The sequence below is a fragment of the Halomonas sp. DN3 genome, assembly GCF_024137905.1.
GTDB lineage: Bacteria > Pseudomonadota > Gammaproteobacteria > Pseudomonadales > Halomonadaceae > Halomonas > Halomonas litopenaei.
Map to the genome: position 1 here is coordinate 2547052 of NZ_CP099965.1, position 17712 is coordinate 2564763.

The window sequence follows — 17712 nt, forward strand, 5'->3', positions numbered from 1 at the left end:
TCGAACGACAAGGACACCGCATGCATCGACTACCGCTCACCACGCTGGCGGTCACCGCCGGCCTGACCCTGAGTGCCTGCTCCAGCCTCGAGCCCCAGCCCTTCGACGCCACCGAGATCCGTCAGCGGGCGATCAGCGACCAGGCCCAGATGTATCGCCTGCAGGAGCCGCTCAATCAGCCGGTCACCTTCTACGAGGCCGCCGCCCGGGCACTCAAGTACAACCTCGACTATCGCCTGAAGCTGATGGAAAGCGCCCTGGCCTCGAACCTGCGTGACGTCTCGCGCCATGAACTGCTGCCACGCATCGTCGCCGAGGCCGGCTACAGCGATCGCAGCAACGACTCCGGCGGCACCTCCATCGGTATCGAGGACGGCGAGGAAAGCCTGCGTCCTTCCACCTCGGAGCAGCGCTACCGTTCCACCGCGGGCCTTGGCCTGTCCTGGAGCCTGCTCGACTTCGGCCTGGCCTACTACGAGAACCAGCAGAAGGCCGACCAGATGCTGATGGCCGAGGAACGTCGGCGCAAGGTCGCCCAGAACGTGCTGCGCGACGTGCGCAACGCCTACTGGCGCGCACTCGCCGCCCAACGCCTGATTCCTCGCCTCAATGTGCTGCTGGCGCGCACTGAGGTAGCGCTGGACGCCGCCCGTGAGGCCCAGCGCCAGGGGCTGCTGCCACGCCAGGAGGTGCTGGCCTACCAGCGCGCGCTGCTCGACTCCACCACCCTGCTGACCGCGCGCCGCCAGGATCTGGAGCTGGCCAAGACCGAACTGGCCGCACTGATGTCGCTGCCCCCTGGTACCCGCCTGATCCTGGCCGACGAACCGGAACCGGATCTTCCCCCGGACGTCAGCGATATCGAGCGCCTGGAACAGCTGGCGCTGCAGCACCGCCCGGAGATCATGGAGGAGTGGTACCGCAAGCGGGTCAACCAGAACGACCTGGAAGCCGCCAAGCTCAGGCTGTGGCCCAACGTCACGGTCAGCGCGGGCATCGAGTATGACTCCAACGACTACCTGTACAACAACGACTGGACCGAGACCGGCGTCAATGTGTCCCTGAACCTGTTGAAGCTGTTGTCCTATCCCGATCTGAACGAAGCCCAGGACACCCAGGGTGACGCCGACGACCTGCGCCGTACCGCGCTGTCCATGGCGGTCCTGACCCAGGTTCGGGTGGGCGCCCTGCGCTACCACCTGGCCCGCGAAGAGCTCGAGTACAGCGACGAGAGCCTCGAGGTGGACGAGGACCTGCTGGCCTACGCCAAGGCCGCGGCCTCCTCTTCCATCGGCTCGGAGCTTGAGGTGATTCGCGCCGAGAGCCGCTATCTGCTGTCCCAGTACCAGCGCGAGGCGGCCTACTCCCGCGCCCAGGCCGCCTGGGGCCGGTTGTTCAACTCGGTGGGCCTGGACGTGCTGCCCGAGACCGTCGCCCAGCACGATGTACAGACCCTGGCCAGCGAGATCGAGCGGATCATGACCACCCACGAGCGCCAGGGCATCATTGCGCCTCACCCGGGCCAGCCACCGGCACCAGCCGGCGGGCCCACCCTGGAGCCGCGTCGCCCGCAGCCTGGGACGGGCGCCGATGAGGGGGGCACCGATGCCGTCTAGTCGTCTTCGCCCGCGCTCGGCCGGGATGCTCCTCGGTCTCGCCCTGCCCCTGCTCGGGCTTTCGGCGCTGGCATCGGCCCAGCAGCCGATACAGGAGAACCGAGGCGAGCTGACCATGCGCGCCCTGCTGGCCCCCCAGCAGGAGGCGACCCTGTCGAGCCGCATGGAAGGCACCCTGGACGAGCTGGCCGTGTCGCTGGGTGCTACGGTGGCCGAGGGCGATGTGCTGGCCCGCTTCGACTGCCGAATCGAGCAGGCCCGGGTCAACGTGGCCAATACCGAACTCGGCGTAGCCCGGCTCAACAGCCAGGCCAAGGACCGCCTGCGCCGCCTGGACGCGGTGGGCGATCTCGAGGTGGCGCTGGCCCGCGCGGAGGTCGACAAGGCCCAGAGCGCCTTGAACCTTGCCGCCGTCCAGCGTGATCGCTGTACCTTGAAAGCACCCTTCGCCGGGCGCATCGCCGCGGTTCACGTCAAGCCCTTTCAGACCATGGCCGCCGGCACGCCGATCGTCGATCTGGTCGGTGATGGCCCTCTCAAGGTCCGGCTCAATGCCCCCTCGGCGCACCTGGCCGAGCTCGGCGAAGGCCAGCCACTCAGTCTTGACGTCAGCGAGACCGGCAAGCGCTACGCCGCCACGCTCAGCGCGGTGAGTGCCCGCATCGATGCCGTGGCCCAGACCGTCGAGCTCGAGGCACGCCTCGACCAGGCCCATGACGAGCTGATGCCGGGCATGACCGGGCGTGCCACCCTGGTGGCCGAATCGCCCACCACAGAGGACAGCGACGAAGGCACGCCATGAGCGCCAGCGAACACCCACGCCCGGCGTCGCTGGCGTCATTGAGCCTGGCCCTGCGAGATCGCGCGCTGGACGCCGACTCGCGCACCACCCTGGCCTTCTCCATCGCCAACGACCCCTATCCACTGCTGCGCTTTCGTCAGGCCCTGGTGCTGGAAGGCCATGCCCGGGGCGCGCTCAGGCTGCGCTGTGTCTCGGGGCTGGCCACGCCCACCGAGCGCACCCCCTTCGTCAACTGGGTGGAAAGGCTCAGCGCCTGGCTGCTCGATCAACACGACATCGATGGCCCCAGGCTGCTGCTGCGCGATCAACTGGAACTCCCCGAGGACCTGGCCGAGGGCTGGGCCCAGTGGTGGCCAGAGGTGCTGTGGCTGGTGCCGCTGGGTCCCGGCGGCGCCGACGTCGACCGAAATTCGTCCAGCGACCATGCCTGGGCGCTGTTTCTGCTCGAGCAGCCACCGCCCCAGGCCCTGCGCCAGCAGCTCGGTGGCCTGGCCGCCACCTGGCGCTACTGCTGGCTTGCCCTGGCGCCACGCCGACGCGCCTGGCAGCTACCGCGTCGTCGGCTCGGCTGGCTGTTGCTGGTCGCGGTGATCGCCGCGATGTTCCTGCCGGTGCGCCAGTCGGCCCTGGCCCCGGCCGAGATCGTGTCGCTGGACAGCGCCGCCATCACCAGCCCGCTGGACGGTGTGGTGGCCGAGATGCTGGTGGAACCCAACTCACGCGTCGAGGCCGGCACCCCCCTGTTTCGCCTGGATCGTAGCGAACTCGAAGGCCGCGCCGAGGTACTCAGGCGTCAGCTCGAGGTGGCCAGCGCCGAGCTCGACGCCGCCGGCAACCTGGCCTTCGACGACCGCTCACGGCTCGCCGACATAAGCCGCCTGAGGCGCCAGCAGGCACAGCGCCTGGCCGAACTGGAGGCACTGGAGGCCAGGCTCGAACGCACCCTGGTGACGGCTCCGACGGCGGGCGTCGCGGTCTACAGCGACCCCGACGACTGGGAAGGACGCCCCGTCGCCACCGGCGAGCGCATCCTGCGCCTGGCCGACCCCGATCAGCCGGCGGTGGAGATCCAGCTGGCCGCCGCCGACGCCATCACCCTGGCACAGGGGGCCGAGGTCAAGGTATTCCTCAGCGCCCGGCCGCTGGAACCGATCGGCGCGCGCCTCACCCAGACCAGCTACGAAGCCTCGACCGACGCAGATGGCGTCGCCGCCTATCGCCTGCTGGCCGAGCTTGCGCCGACCGAGGTGAAAGACAGCGCCGGACAGAGCCTCGACCAGGGGACCGATACCCAGACCGACTCGACAGCGAACAAGGTACGCCTGGGGCTGCACGGCACCGCCAAGGTCTACGGCGAAGAGGTCAGTCTCGGCTACTACCTGCTGCGCCGGCCGCTGTCGGCCCTGCGCGCCTGGACGGGGTGGTAGCCATGGCCTCAGCGACACCCGCAAGCCATGGTCCGGGGGCTTCCCATAGCGCGGCTGCCTCACCCACGGAAGCCAACGCCAGCCCCTTTAGCGCGACGATGGCCCATCACACCGCCGGCGTCGATGAACGGGCGAATCGTCCGCCGCCACCGCTGCGCGAGGACCTGGTGCTGGTGGATGCGGGTCGTGATCGCCACGGCGAGCCCCAGTGGTCGATCCAGGACCCGGTGACCAATCGCTTCTACCGGATCGGCTGGCTCGAGTTCGAGTGTCTGGCGCGCTGGGGGGCGAGTCCCGCGCGGATTCGCGACGAGATCGCCGCCCAGACGCCGATGCAGCCGTCGCTCGAGCAGGTGCTCGAACTAGTGGACTTTCTCGAGCATCACCGTCTCTTGCGGGCCGGGCCCGACGCTACCGACCGATTGGCCCGCGAGGCCGCCACAGGCGCCGCCTGGCGCAAGCTGTCCTGGTGGCTGCATCACTATCTGTTCTTTCGCCTGCCGCTGGTGCGCCCGCAGCGCTTTCTCGGCGCCGTGGTGCGCGCCCTGCCCTGGCTGTTCAGCCGTGGCATGGTCACGGCGGTGCTGTTGCTCGGACTGCTCGGGCTGGTGCTGGTGGTGCGCCGCTGGGACCACTTTACCCACGCGGTGATGGAAGCCTTCTCGCTGTCGGGCATGCTCAGTTTCGCCTGTGCGCTGGTGGTCGCCAAGGCCTGCCACGAGCTCGGCCATGCCCTGGTGGCGACCCGTCTGGGGGTAAGGGTGGCGCATATGGGCGTCGCCTTTATCGTGCTGTGGCCGATGCTCTACACCGACACCGGCGAGAGCTGGAAGCTCAGGCGCAGTCGATCGCGGCTGGCGATCTCGTCGGCGGGCATGCTGGTGGAGCTTGGCCTGGCAGGCCTGGCGACCCTTGGCTGGGTGCTGACCGAGCCGGGCGCCGTCAACTCGGCACTTCTGTACCTGGCCACCACCAGCTGGGTGCTGAGCCTGGCGATCAACGCAAGTCCCTTCATGCGCTTCGACGGCTACTTCGTGCTGACCGATCTGCTCGACTTCCCCAACCTGCACGAGCGCGCCGGCGCCCAGGCCCGTGTGTGGCTGCGCCGTCGACTGCTGGGGCTCGACGAGGCCTGGCCCGAGCCCTTCCCCCGACATCAGCGACGTTCGCTGGTGCTGTTCGCCTTCGCCACCTGGCTGTATCGACTGGTGCTGTTCCTCGGCATCGCCCTGGCCGTCTATCATCTGTTCTTCAAGGCGCTGGGCATCGTCCTGTTCGCCGTGGAAATAGCCTGGTTCATCCTGATGCCCGTCACCCGAGAATTGCAGCACTGGTGGTCCCATCGCCGCGCCGTCCCGCGGCGCTTTCGCCTGGCCTGGCTGTTCGCCCTAGGCTTCCTGCTGTTGCTGGCCTGCCTGCCCCTGCAGACCCGCGTCAGCGGGCCTGGCGTGCTCCACGCCGAGCGCGAACTGACCCTGTACTCGCCGTTTCCCGCACGCCTGGAGACCATCGCCGCCTCCGGGCGGGTCGAGCGGGAGGCGGCCCTGGTGCGGCTGAGCGAGCCGGATATCCGACGTCGCGAGCTGGCCCAGGAAAGCGAGCTCGACCTGCTGGAGGCCGAACTGGCGGGGCTGCTCGACGCCGACGATGGGCGCCATCGCGACAGCGCTACCCTGGCGCTACACCGCGTCAGCGAAAGCGGACGAGAGGCCGCCCGGCGGGAGCAGCAGCGATTGGTCATCAACGCCCCCTTCGCCGGCAAATGGCAGCGCTTCGATCGCCAACAGACGCCTGGACAATGGGTCGCCACCCGAGAGCCGCTGGGCGTACTGGTGGATCCCTCGACCTGGGTCATCGATGCCTACGTGCCTCAGGGCGAGGTCCACCGCCTGAGTCCTGGCACCCGGGTGCGCTTTCTGGTGGAGGGCCACACCCGAGCACTGGCCGGACACGTCACCAGCATCGGTGCCACCCGCGCCGAGCACCTGAGTCACCCCCTGCTGGCGGCACGCCACGGCGGCCCGTTGTCCACCTACGAGGACCCGGATGAGCGCGGCAAGTTGCGTCTTGAACGCGCGCTGATCGCGATCGAAGCCCGCCTGGACAGCCCCTGGACAGGCGGCAGGCAGGCCGCTGGCCAATTGCACATCGACGCCGAGCGTCAGAGCCTGGTCGGCCAGTTCACTACCTGGCTCGCTTCGGTGGTGATCCGCGAGAGTGGCTTCTGAGAAGACGGTTCCCTCTAGACTGCCTGCCCGCGAGCCCACCAGCGCTGCCACTGTGCCCTATTGTCGCTATGCCCCGTTGTCACTGTGCCCCATTGTCGCTATGCCCCATTGTCGCTAAGGCGCATTGTCACTATGTTGCACATTCGCTAGCATCGTCACTGCATTCGCCAGGAGCAAGTCAGTGGCCGTCCCATCTCGCAGCAACAGCAAACGCCCCAGCGTGGCCGACTACCTGGCCGAGGCCATCTTCGGCGGACGCTATCGCCCCGGCGACTTCGTGCCCAAGGAGGTCGACCTGGCCGAACAGTTTGCACTGAACCGTTCGGCGGTCAGGAGCGACCTGCGCCAGCTGGTGGACGTGGGCATCATCGAACGCATTTCCGGCCACGGCTCCAAGGTGCGCGAGGTCGAGGCCTGGAACATCCTCGACCCGTCGGTCACCGACTGGATGACCCGCTACGCGGCTCCCAACCCCGAGATCCAGCGCGAGATCCTGAGCTTCCGCCTCGACGTCGAGCCCTACGTGGCGATGACCGCAGCCCGCCGCGCGACGGCCCGCGATCTGGTCGCCATCGAGGAGGCCTTCGAGGGCATGGAAAGCGCCATGAACGCCGCCGAGGGCGACGCCAAGCGCTTGCACAGCGATCACGACATCGCCTTCCATGTGGCCATCTTCAAGGCCACCCGCAATATCGTCTGGTCCCAGCTCTCGCATATCCTGCGCCCCTCGATCTACCTGCTGATCGAGACCTCCAACGAAAGCGCCAGCGACCCCGAGGACAGCCTCGAGCGTCACCGCGAGCTGATGGAGGCGATACGCACGCGGCGTCCCCAGGACGCCTTTCGCGCCGCCCAGGCGGTGCTGGCCGGTACCGCCGACGCCCTGGGCATCAAACCCGGCGACTCGGTGCTCGGCAGCGACCTGGAGTTGCCACCCACGGGCTGAGTCGCAGCCCTGTCGCGCTTCCCCTTCCGAACAGACGCAAGTTACCGCCCGTTGTCGGTCGCCGAATACGAGAAGACCCCGGCGAGTGAATCTCGCCGGGGTCCTGACCATCGGGGTGACTGGCGCCTTGTTTGCAGGCCAACCGCCCCTGCTCGCCCTGGCCATCCTGCTCGCTGGCCGTCACGTCACCCCAGAGCGCGGACCTTATTCGTAGGCCATCTGCTCAAGCTCCCGTCCACGGGTCTCCTTGACCCACTTCATCACGAACACCACTGAGCAGGCCGCGAAGAAGGCGTAGACACCATAGGCCCCGGCAAGGCCGATTCCCGCCAGCATGATCGGGAAGGTCATGGTGATGGCGAAGTTGGCCAGCCACTGGAACAGCCCCGAGACCGCCAGTCCCGAACCGCGCACCTGATTGGGGAACATCTCACCGAGCATCACCCACATCACCGGCCCCCAGGACACATTGAAGAACAGCACATAGGCATTGGCCGCCAGCAGCGCCAGCACCCCCATGTCACCGGCCAAGGCCAGCTTTCCGTCGACCATGCTGGCGGTGGAGAAGGCGTAGGCCAACAGGCACAGGGTCAGCGCCATGCCCACCGAACCTGCCCACAAGAGCGGCTTGCGACCGATGCGGTCGATCAGCGCGATGGCGATCAGACAGGCGCCGATCGACACCGCACCGCTGATCACGTTGATCAGCAGGGCATCACCCTCGGAGAAGCCCACCGCCTGCCACAGCACCGCACCGTAGTAGAACACCACGTTGATCCCGACCAGCTGCTGGAACACCGCCAGCCCGATACCGACCCAGACGATGCCGTGCAACTTGCCACTGGTGGCGTTGATCAGGTCCCTGAGGCTCGGCACATGGTCGGCGTTCAGCGACGCCTTGATCTCGGCGACCTTGGCCTGCCCCGCCTGCTCGCCGAGCAGGGTGACCAGCACCCGTGTCGCCTTGTCGTCGCGTCCGCGACTGATCAGAAAACGCGGGCTCTCCGGGATACCCAGCAGTGCCAGCAGAAAGACCGCCGCCGGCAGCATCTCGATCCAGAACATCCAGCGCCAGGCGTCGAAGCCGAACCACAGACTGGCGGTGGAGGCGCCGGCGATGTTGGCCAGCAGATAGTTGCTGACGAAGGCGATAAACAGCCCCGAGATGATCGCCACCTGCTGGATCGTGGCCAGCCGTCCGCGCCGCTCGGCGGGCGCCACCTCGCTGATGTAGGCCGGCGTCATCACGCTGGCCGCACCCACCGCCATGCCGCCAAGCACCCGGTAGATCACGAACTCCAGCGAGCCGGTCGCCACCCCGGAGCCCCAGGCGCTGACCAGAAAGAACACCGCCGACACGATCAGCAGTGCACGACGGCCGTAGCGATCGGCCAGGCGGCCAGCGAAGAAGGCACCGATGGCGCAGCCCAGCAGCATCGAGGCCACGTTGAAGCCGGTGCCGACGCTGTCGGAGTCGAAGGCCGTCTGCAGACCATCGACGGTGCCGTTGATCACGCCGCTGTCGAAGCCGAACAGAAAACCGCCGATGGCAGCGATACAGCAGATGGCGAACACATAGCGTTGTCGCTTGAGCGACGCGGCGTCCGCCGGTGAGGATACGATAGGCATGCTGAACTCCTTGTTGTTGTGATATCGCGATGGAAGAAAGGCTGGGTCACAGCCAGCCGGCGTCCACCCAGTGGTTGTGCGCGGTACAGCCGCTGGCCGCGTCGGAGGCGAGAAATACCACCATCGCCGCGACGTGATGAGGCTCGAGGCGCACCTTGAGCTTCTGTTCGGCGACGATCTGGGCCTCCTGTTCGGCGCTGTACCAGCGGGACTGGCGCGGCGTCTTGACGTTGCCGGGGATCACGCAGTTGACCCGGATGCCCTGTTCACCCAGTTCCTGGGCCAGCGCCCGGGTCAGCCCCTCGATGCCGGCCTTGGCCGTCTCGTAGAGCGCCAGGCCTGCCTGGCCCAGGTGCCAGCTGATCGAGCCGAGGTTGATCACCGCACCGCCGCCACGCCTGGCCATCCCCGGCGCCACCGCCTGGGTGGCGAACACCAGATGGCGGAGATTCACGGCGATGCGTTCGTCGAAATAGGCCGGGGTGATGTCCGCCAGACGATGGCGATCGTCGTTGGCCGCGTTGTTGACCAGCACATCGACATCACCGATCGCGCTCAGCACCTCGTCGAGACGCGCCAGATCGGTCAGGTCACAGTGATGGAATTGCAGCCGATCGCGGCCGGCACCCTGCTCGGTCAGACGCGCCACCAGCGCCTGTGATGGCGCCTCTGCGAGGTCGAGAAAGTGCACCTCGGCGCCCTGCTCGACAAACGCCTCCACCAGCCCCTCTCCGATTCCCGAGCCGCCACCGGTGATGACCACCCGCCTGCCCGCAAGGCCTGGATAAAGCGCCACCGGCGCTCGAGATTCCTTCGTCATGTCAGCGTGACTCCCGTTGCTGTTGTAGGGGTTGTACCTAAGCCATCCAGGACTTGCCTGGAAGCGCCTGCGCTCGTCGACGTATCGGCTTGGCCTGCCGGAGGCGGCGTCTGTCACCGCTTTCGCCTTTCGATCGGCGAAGTCTTTCGATTGGCGAAATCTTTCGATTGGCGAAGCCTTTCGTCTGGCGAGATCCGTTCGTTCGACGAGAGATGTTTGTTATTTCTCTTTACTAATATTTCGTTAGTAAATTGTCCTAACTAAGTGCACAGTCTTGTCGAGTCGGACGCCTTGTGCCATTGCACTTATGTCGAACAGTAGCCTCCCTGCGGAAAGGAGCTTGATGGCGCCCAGTGCTCTTCTGAAATCCAGTGCTCTTCTGAAAAGCGGCACAGGCGTCGCACGGATTCACTCAGGATCCTTGTTCGGCCGATGCAGTCGGTCGATGCAGCCGGGCGCTACTGTACGGCGCTAGGCGCTGTCCGAAAAGTCGACGAGCGAAGGTTAGACAAGGCAAAAATCGGTGAGAAAGCGCAGTTTACGGGGTGTAAATGAGCATTTTGACCGGGCTGGCGCACCAGCCGATTTTTAACGCCGTATTACCGAGCGCAGGCACTTTTCAGACAAGCCCTAAAGTCCGGCGCTGCGGCCCGTCGCCCGCCTTGATACACTCGACGCGACCTTCCCCATCCCTGACAGGGTCGGAGACTTTCGTTCATGACCGCCTCTTCCACCGCCGGCGACCTTGGTGCGCTCAAGTCACGCAACCGCGCCTCTCTGCTGGAGTGGCTGCGCCGCCAGCCCGGGCTGACCCGTGCCGAGCTTGCCCAGCGCACCGCCCTGACCAAGGTAACCGTCGGCGCCGCCGTGCAGACGCTGCTGGACCAGGGCTGGCTGGTCGAAGGCGATCTGCTGCGTGGGGGTAGCGGCCGCCCCGGACGGGCGCTGTCCCTCAATCCCGACAGCCATGCCATCCTGGGCATCGAGATCGGGGTCCATGGCCTGCACGTGCTGGCCATCAACTTTCACGGCCAGATCCTGGCCCAGCGACACCAGGCCGTGGTGCCGACCCGGCCGGATGACACCCTGGATCAGATCGTGCCCATGGTGCGCGAGCTGATCCGGACGGCGCTTTCACACAGGACGCTGCTCGGTGTGGGACTGGCGGTGCCGGGGCCGACGTCGCCGGAGCAGTCGCGGCTTAGCCTGGCGCCCAACCTGGGCTGGCGAGACGTCCCGCTGCTCGAGATGCTCAGGCAGCGCCTGCCGGAACTCGGCGATGATTCGAGACGATTCTGGTGCATGGACAACGAGGCCAAGGCGGCGGCCTTTGGCGAGCTCTATTGCAGCCCGTCCAGCGGCCAGGAGGCCGCGACGCCGTCGTCACTGTTGTACGTCAGCGCGGCTACCGGGATCGGCAGCGGGCTGGTGGTGCAAGGCACGCCACCCCGGGTGATTCGCGGCGTGCATGGGCTGGCCGGCGAGATCGGTCACACACTCCTGGCGCCGGGGGGCAAGCCGTGTCACTGCGGTAACCACGGCTGCGCCGAGACCCTGGTCAGTGGCTGGGCCCTGCGTGATGCCCTGGGTATCGAGGCCGGCGCCTCCTTGAGCGAAGGCATCAAGCATCACCGCGACCCCGACCTGGTGGCCGAGACCCTCAACCAGGCAGGGGAAGCCCTGGGCCTGCTGCTGCTCAATCTCCACCTCACCCTGAATCCCGAGCGCATCGTCATCGGTGGCTCGCTGGTGAAGCTGGGCGCACCGCTGCTGGACCCGGCGCTTGCGTTCTTCACTCGTCATCAGAACCATCTGCTGCCACAAGCGCCGCCGATCCCGGTGCGCATCCTCGACGACAGCCTGGCGACCGCCGCCCGCGGCGCTGCCGCCCAGGTACTGTGCCAGCTGCTGGCTCGCCACGACGAATTCGCCACTGACGAATAACCCACTGTTTCTGGCGGGTTCAGCTCACACCAAGTGAGCGACGACGTCGTGGGTCATCGAGAGATCGACGCGAAGTGGCGTGTTCAGGCGCTGCCATCATCGTCGACGAAGGCCTCGGTGGCCTGACGATGCCCCAGCATCAGGGCGTCGGCCACCTGCTGCAGCGGCGTGATGTCCATATCGCTGTGGCCAGCCTCGAGCAAGCTGTGGAAGTGCGCGTAGACCCCCTGGTATTCGCGCTCCGGCTCATCGATCAGGGTCTCACCATCGACGATAAGACGGGCGCCCCCCGCCTCCAGGGTCAAGGTTCCCCCATCGGTGACGAAGGTCATCTCCCAGCACGGCGGGTCCTCGTGGCGAAAGTCGAAGTCACCGCTCAACAGGACGCCATCGGCGGTACGCCATTCAAGCGTCGCCGCGATGGGTGTCTGGGCGTTGGCGGGCACCACCAGATTGGCCCGCTTCAAGAAGAACGGATCGGGCAGCAGTGCGGCAACGATGGACAGGGCGTTGATGCCCGGATCGAACACCCCCATGCCGCCGGCTTCCCACAGCCAGGCCTGGCCTGGATGCCACACCCGCACGTCCTCGTGCCAGCGAATATCGACGCTCTCTACCCGGCGTCCAGCGAGCCAGTCAGCGGCCGCGGCGATGCCCGGGGCAAAGCGCGAGTGCCAGGCGGCGAACAGCGTAAGTCCCGCCTTTTCGGCCTGTGCCTTGAGGTCCTGCACCTCGGCCAGGGTGGCACCCGGCGGCTTTTCCAACAGCACCGCCTTGCCACGGGCCAGCGCCTGACTGGCGAGCCTGTGGCGCAGATGGGCAGGGGTGCAGATCGCCACGGCGTCGATATCCGGTTCCGCGTCGAGCATCTCCTCGAGACTGGCGAAGGACGCCACGCCATCCAGGCGCGAATGAGGGTCCGCCGACGCCACCAGCTCAAGTCCTTCGGTGGCACAGATGGCGTCCAGATGCTGGTCTCGGACGATCTTGCCGGCGCCGGCCACGCCCAGTCGAAACTGCCGCATTACTGCCTCCTGGAGCGGTCCCCGCGGAGACCTCAACGTAATCAAGGAGCACAGCATAATTGAGCCGAGGGGCGTGACCAACCCTGCCCCAGCTACGCCAGGGACCTGTCGCCACCCTAACTACCACCGGGTAAAAGGTCGGGTCAGCCCTGGTGTGCTGCTGCGAAGGCCCTGGCGGGCGCCCAGACAAGGGCGAGGATCACCCTTTCAGTGATTGTCCCTGGGCGGACTCTGGCGCGCCACGTCACGGTAGGCGTCGGCGCCGCGCAGGGTCATGCCGCGATCCAGTGGTTCGATCAGGGTGCGCTGTATCTCCTGCCACGGCGTCTGGTGGGCCGGATAGGGATAGCCGCCCTGGGCGTCGAGACGCTGTCGACGCTGGGTGATTTCGTCGTCGTCCACCAGCAGGCGGACCTCGCAACGGCCCAGGTCCACGCGTAGTCGATCGCCGGTCTGGACCAGCGCCAGCGGCCCGCCGGTGGCGGCTTCCGGCGAGGCGTTGAGGATCGAGGGCGATCCCGAGGTCCCCGACTGACGCCCGTCGCCCAGACACGGCAGCGACTCGATCCCCTGGCGAATCAGCGCCTCCGGCGGCTGCATGTTGACCACCTCGGCGCCGCCAGGATGGCCCACCGGTCCCGCCCCACGCATGATCAGGATGGTGCTGGCGTCGATGCCGAGTTCGGGATCGTCGATGCGGGCGTGGTAGTCCTCGGAGCCGTCGAACACCACCACCCGGCCCTCGAAGGCCTCCGGGTCCTCCGGGTTCTCGAGAAAACGCCGACGAAAGTCCGGCGAGATCACGCTGGTCTTCATCAGCGCCGACTCAAACAGGTTGCCCTTGAGGTTCAGGAAGCCGGCGTGTTCGACCAGCGGATTGTCGAAGCGTCGGATGACCTCCTCGTCCAGGGTCTCGCGGCCCGCGATGCTGTCGGCCAGGCGGCGGCCGTCGACGCCGGTGACGTCGCCGTGCAGCAGTCCGCGCTCGAGCAGCTCGTGCTGGACTGCCGGCACCCCGCCGGCACGATGGAACTCCTCACCCAGATAGGCACCCGCCGGCATCACGTTGGCCAGCAACGGAATCCGGTGGCCCAGTCGCTGCCAGTCGTCGTTGTCGAGGGCAACGCCTGCATGGCGGGCGATGGCGTTGACGTGGATCGGCGCATTGGACGATCCCCCCAGCGCCGAACACACCACCACCGCGTTCTCGAACGCCTCGCGCGTCAGGATGTCGAGCGGACGCAGGTCCTGCCATACCATCTCGACCGCGCGCTCGCCGGTGTCGTAGGCGACCATCGCGCGTTCCTTGTAGGGCCCGGGAATCATCGCCGACCCCGGCAGGCTCATGCCCAGCGCCTCGGCCATGGAGTTCATGGTGGAGGCGGTGCCCATGGTGTTGCAGTGGCCCACCGAAGGCGCCGAGTCGCTGGCCCGGGCAAGAAACTCGGCGTAGTCGATGTCGCCGGCGGCCAGACGCTTTCTCAGCTCCCAGATGATGGTGCCGGAGCCGACCCGCTCGTTGCCCCGCCAGCCGTTGAGCATGGGGCCACCGGACAGCACGATGGCCGGAATGTTGACCGTCGCCGCCGCCATCAGGCAGGCCGGGGTGGTCTTGTCACAGCCGGTGGTCAGCACCACGCCGTCCAGCGGATAGCCGTGCAGCACCTCCACCAGGCCCAGGTAGGCCAGGTTGCGGTCCAGTGCTGCGGTGGGCCGGCGCACGTTCTCGTGGATCGGATGCAGGGGGAACTCGAAGGGCACCCCGCCGGCGGCGCGAATGCCATCCTTGACCCGCTTGACCAGCTCGATGTGGTGACGATTGCAGGGGGTCAGGTCGGAACCGGACTGGGCGATGCCGATGATCGGCTTGCCCGAGGTCAGCTCATCGAGGGTCACCCCGTAGTTGAGGTAACGCTCGATGCACAGCGCAGTGGTACCCGGGTGGTCGGGGTTGTCGAACCACCAGCGGGAACGCAGCTGGTCGGGGGTAAGGCGGGGGCGCTGGGTCATGGTGTTCTCCTGCGGTTGCCGCCGGCATGCGAGCGGCAACGGTCTGCCATTGGGTGCGAAGGTCGGGGCGCTCAGTGGGAGTGTCGCGGAACGTCCGCGCCACGACAGCCCACCAGAAAGTCGAAGTCGCAGCCTTCATCGGCCTGCAGCACGTGCTCGATGTAGAGCTGACGGTAGCCGCCGCTGGAGGCGATACGGCGCGACGCCTCGGTGGGATCGCTGGCGGACAGGCGCCGCTCGAGCTCGGCCTCGTCGACGTCCAGATGCAGACGCCCGTCGTAGGCATCCAGCTCGATCCAGTCGCCGTTCTCTACCGCCGCCAGGGGACCGCCGGCCGCCGCCTCCGGCGCCACATGCAGGACCACGGTGCCATAGGCGGTACCGCTCATGCGAGCGTCCGAGATCCGCACCATGTCGGTCACGCCCTGGGCCAGGAGCTTCGCCGGCAGGCCCATGTTGCCCACCTCGGCCATGCCGTGGTAGCCCTTGGGACCGCAGTGCTTCATCACCAGCACGCTGTCGGCATCGACCTCCAGATCCGGGTCATTGATCCGCGCCTTGTAGTCGTCGAAGTTCTCGAACACCACCGCGCGACCACGGTGACGCATCAGCTCGGGGCTCGCCGCCGAGGGCTTGAGCACCGCTCCCTTGGGCGCCAGGTTGCCGCGCAGCACGCACATGCCACCGTCGTCCACCAGCGGGTTGTCCAGCTCACGAATCACCTGATCGTTGTAGAGCGGCGCATCCTTGACGTTGTCCCACAGGGTCTGGCCGTTGACCGTCAGCGCCTCCTTGTGGGGCAGGCGGTCTGCCTCACCGAGGCGCCGCAGCACCGCCGGAAGCCCGCCGGCGTAGTAGAACTCCTCCATCAGAAAGCGCCCCGACGGCTGCAGGTCGACGATGGTCGGGGTGCCACGCCCTACCCGGTTCCAGTCATCGAGCTCGAGCTCGACGCCCATGCGTCCGGCGATCGCCTTGAGGTGGATCACCGCATTGGTCGAGCCACCGATGGCGGCGTTGGTGCGAATGGCGTTCTCGAAGGCCTCCCGGGTCAGCACCCGAGACAACCGCAGGTCCTCCTTGACCATGTCGACGATGCGATTGCCCGACAGGTGCGCCAGCACATAGCGGCGCGAGTCCACCGCAGGAATCGCCGCATTGTGGGGCAGCGATACGCCAAGCGATTCCGCCATGCAGGCCATGGTGGAGGCCGTGCCCATGGTGTTGCAGGTGCCGGCGGAGCGTGACATGCCGGCCTCTGCAGCCATGAAGTCGTGGATCGAGATCTTGCCTGCCTTGACCTCCTCGGACAACTGCCAGACCACGGTGCCGGAGCCGATATCCCGGCCCTTGTGCTTGCCGTTGAGCATCGGCCCGCCGGTGACCACGATGGCCGGGATGTCGCAGCTGGCCGCCCCCATCAACAGCGCCGGAGTGGTCTTGTCGCAGCCGGTCAATAACACCACGCCGTCCAGTGGATTGCCGCGAATGGCCTCCTCCACGTCCATGCTCGCCAGGTTGCGGGTGAACATGGCGGTGGGACGCAGATTGGATTCGCCGTTGGAGAACACCGGGAACTCCACCGGGTAGCCGCCCGCCTCCAGCACCCCCTTCTTGACGTGCTCGGCCAGCTTGCGGAAGTGGGCGTTGCACGGCGTGAGCTCGGAGAAGGTGTTGCAGATGCCGATGATCGGGCGGCCATCGAATTCGTGGTCAGGAATCCCCTGATTCTTCATCCAGCTGCGGTACATGAAGCCGTTCTTGTCCGCACTGCCGAACCACTCGGCGCTACGAAAGCGTGCCTTCCGGGGCACTTCGGTCGCCGCTTCGTCGCTTGCTGCCTCGACACCCACGCTTGGGGAATCCTGATCACTATCGGCCATTGCCTGGCTCCTTCAACTCTGTCACGGGGCGAGCGGCAACCGGTCTGCCTGCTGTCTCGGGCCAATCGCTGGCCTTTGACGTCATGGCGAATACCGACCCGCTCGTCGGGTCCTGGGCAAGCCTACGTCGCGGGCGTCACAAAGTACACACATACGAAAGTATATGTTGAACATACTCGCAACTCGGTCAAGACTTGCCGCCACACCAATAACGATCACGCTCTCATCAGGGAGATCGACCATGCGAGCTATCCCCAGGCTTTCCCGTCTTGCCGCCTCCATCGGTGCGGCATCCATCGCCATCACTGCTGCCGCCAGTGCCCAGGCCGCCGAATACGAGTGGACCTTCCAGGCCTCCGAGACCGCCGGCGAGCCGAGCTTCAAGATCAAGCAGGAGTGGGCCGAGCGCATCGAGACCATGACCGATGGCCGTGTGGCCATCGAGGTGTTGCCGATCAACTCGGTGGTCGGTCCCACCGAAACCCTGCAGGCGGTGAGTTCCGGCATCCTGCAGGGCCATATGACCGACCCCAGCTACTTCTCCGGCCAGAACCCGGCCTTCGGCATGCTCGGCAACCTGGTGGGCGCCTGGAACGACCCCTATGACTTCCTCGAGTTCATGAACAACGCCGGCGGCGAAGATCTCTACAACGAGCTGGTGGAGCCCTACGGCGCCCATCTGGTGGCGGCGGCGACCTTCCCGCTGGAGTCGATCCCGTCCACGGTGGCCATCGAGTCGCTGGAAGACTTCGAGGGACTCAAGATTCGTGCGCCCCAGGGCATGGTCTACAACATCTTCGAGCGCATCGGCGCCACGCCGGTCAACCTGCCGGGCTCCGAGGTCTACACCGGCCTTGAGAAGGGCGTGATCGACGCCGCCGACTCCACGGTGCTGTCGAACAACGACGCCCAGGGCCTCCACGCCTTTGCGCCCTACCCGCTGTACCCGGGCTTCCACTCCATGCCGATGATCGCGGTATCGGTGAACAAGGATATCTGGGACGGCCTGCCCGAAGACCTTCAGACCACCCTCGAGACCGCCTTCGACGCCATGGCCTACGACCTGATCGCCCGACTCAAGGCCCAGGATATCGAAGCGCTTGCCCGTCTCCAGGAGGACCCGGAGGTTCACCCGTTCGACCTGCCCGACGAAGAACGCAAGGCCTTCCGTCAGGCGGCTGAACAGGAATGGCAGGAGTGGGCCGGCAAGAACGAGATGACCCAGAAGGTCTACGACGCCGCCACCGGCTTCCTGACCGCCCGCGGCCAACTGTAAGCCTCGCCAGCCGTCCTGTCCCCCCGATGGGGGCCCTGCCCCCCGGTCCAGCCTGCTGACACCGGGGGGCAGATCCGTGACGACTTGCTGACCGCCCCCGTGGTCG

General features: G+C 66.8%; 12 protein-coding genes. 7 read left to right on the forward strand and 5 right to left on the reverse strand.

The genetic code is table 11. From position 1 onward, the window contains the following. Window positions 1-20: 20 nt before the first annotated feature. The 5 genes from NKF27_RS10945 (at window position 21) to NKF27_RS10965 (ending at window position 7019) form a co-directional block, all read left to right on the forward strand. Window positions 21-1616 (forward strand): TolC family protein, encoded by a 1596-nt coding sequence (locus tag NKF27_RS10945; RefSeq protein WP_253551584.1) that lies wholly within the window; start codon window positions 21-23, stop codon window positions 1614-1616. Further along, window positions 1606-2418, forward strand: coding sequence for an efflux RND transporter periplasmic adaptor subunit (locus NKF27_RS10950; protein WP_253551586.1), 813 nt, complete (start codon window positions 1606-1608; stop codon window positions 2416-2418). The genes NKF27_RS10945 and NKF27_RS10950 overlap by 11 nt, the downstream gene beginning before the upstream one ends. After that, entirely contained in the window at window positions 2415-3845 is a 1431-nt protein-coding gene (locus tag NKF27_RS10955) for an efflux RND transporter periplasmic adaptor subunit (RefSeq protein WP_253551588.1), read from the forward strand. The genes NKF27_RS10950 and NKF27_RS10955 overlap by 4 nt, the downstream gene beginning before the upstream one ends. Window positions 3846-3943: 98 nt before the next feature. Continuing rightward, the gene (locus NKF27_RS10960) at window positions 3944-6073 is read left to right on the forward strand and encodes an HlyD family efflux transporter periplasmic adaptor subunit (RefSeq protein WP_253551590.1); all 2130 of its coding nucleotides are present in this window, start codon (window positions 3944-3946) and stop codon (window positions 6071-6073) included. A 181-nt stretch (window positions 6074-6254) separates the two neighbouring features. After that, entirely contained in the window at window positions 6255-7019 is a 765-nt protein-coding gene (locus NKF27_RS10965) for a FadR/GntR family transcriptional regulator (protein ID WP_231498686.1), read from the forward strand. 204 nt (window positions 7020-7223) lie between these two features. On the opposite strand, the gene NKF27_RS10970 is transcribed toward NKF27_RS10965, so the two are convergent. Next, window positions 7224-8648, reverse strand: coding sequence for a sugar porter family MFS transporter (locus tag NKF27_RS10970; protein WP_253551592.1), 1425 nt, complete (start codon window positions 8646-8648; stop codon window positions 7224-7226). 46 nt (window positions 8649-8694) lie between these two features. Continuing rightward, complete coding sequence (locus NKF27_RS10975; RefSeq protein WP_108450222.1) at window positions 8695-9468, reverse strand: SDR family NAD(P)-dependent oxidoreductase; 774 nt, start codon at window positions 9466-9468, stop codon at window positions 8695-8697. 717 nt (window positions 9469-10185) lie between these two features. Between NKF27_RS10975 and NKF27_RS10980 the strand changes: the two genes are divergently transcribed. Continuing rightward, a complete protein-coding gene (locus NKF27_RS10980; RefSeq protein ID WP_253551594.1) occupies window positions 10186-11412 on the forward strand; it encodes an ROK family transcriptional regulator in 1227 nt (408 codons plus the stop codon). Window positions 11413-11495: 83 nt separating this feature from the next. On the opposite strand, the gene NKF27_RS10985 is transcribed toward NKF27_RS10980, so the two are convergent. The 3 genes from NKF27_RS10985 to NKF27_RS10995 all read right to left on the reverse strand — a co-directional run bounded on the left by NKF27_RS10985 (window position 11496) and on the right by NKF27_RS10995 (window position 16330). Continuing rightward, entirely contained in the window at window positions 11496-12437 is a 942-nt protein-coding gene (locus tag NKF27_RS10985) for a Gfo/Idh/MocA family protein (protein WP_253551596.1), read from the reverse strand. Between the two features lie 207 nt (window positions 12438-12644). Further along, window positions 12645-14447, reverse strand: a complete 1803-nt coding sequence (locus tag NKF27_RS10990; RefSeq protein WP_253551598.1) for an IlvD/Edd family dehydratase — start codon at window positions 14445-14447, stop codon at window positions 12645-12647. A gap of 71 nt (window positions 14448-14518) precedes the next feature. Continuing rightward, window positions 14519-16330 (reverse strand): IlvD/Edd family dehydratase, encoded by a 1812-nt coding sequence (locus NKF27_RS10995; RefSeq protein ID WP_253551600.1) that lies wholly within the window; start codon window positions 16328-16330, stop codon window positions 14519-14521. A 241-nt stretch (window positions 16331-16571) separates the two neighbouring features. Here NKF27_RS10995 and NKF27_RS11000 point away from each other — a divergent pair, with 241 nt between their 5' ends. Next, window positions 16572-17606, forward strand: a complete 1035-nt coding sequence (locus NKF27_RS11000) for a TRAP transporter substrate-binding protein (RefSeq protein WP_045994710.1) — start codon at window positions 16572-16574, stop codon at window positions 17604-17606. Window positions 17607-17712: the final 106 nt, after the last annotated feature.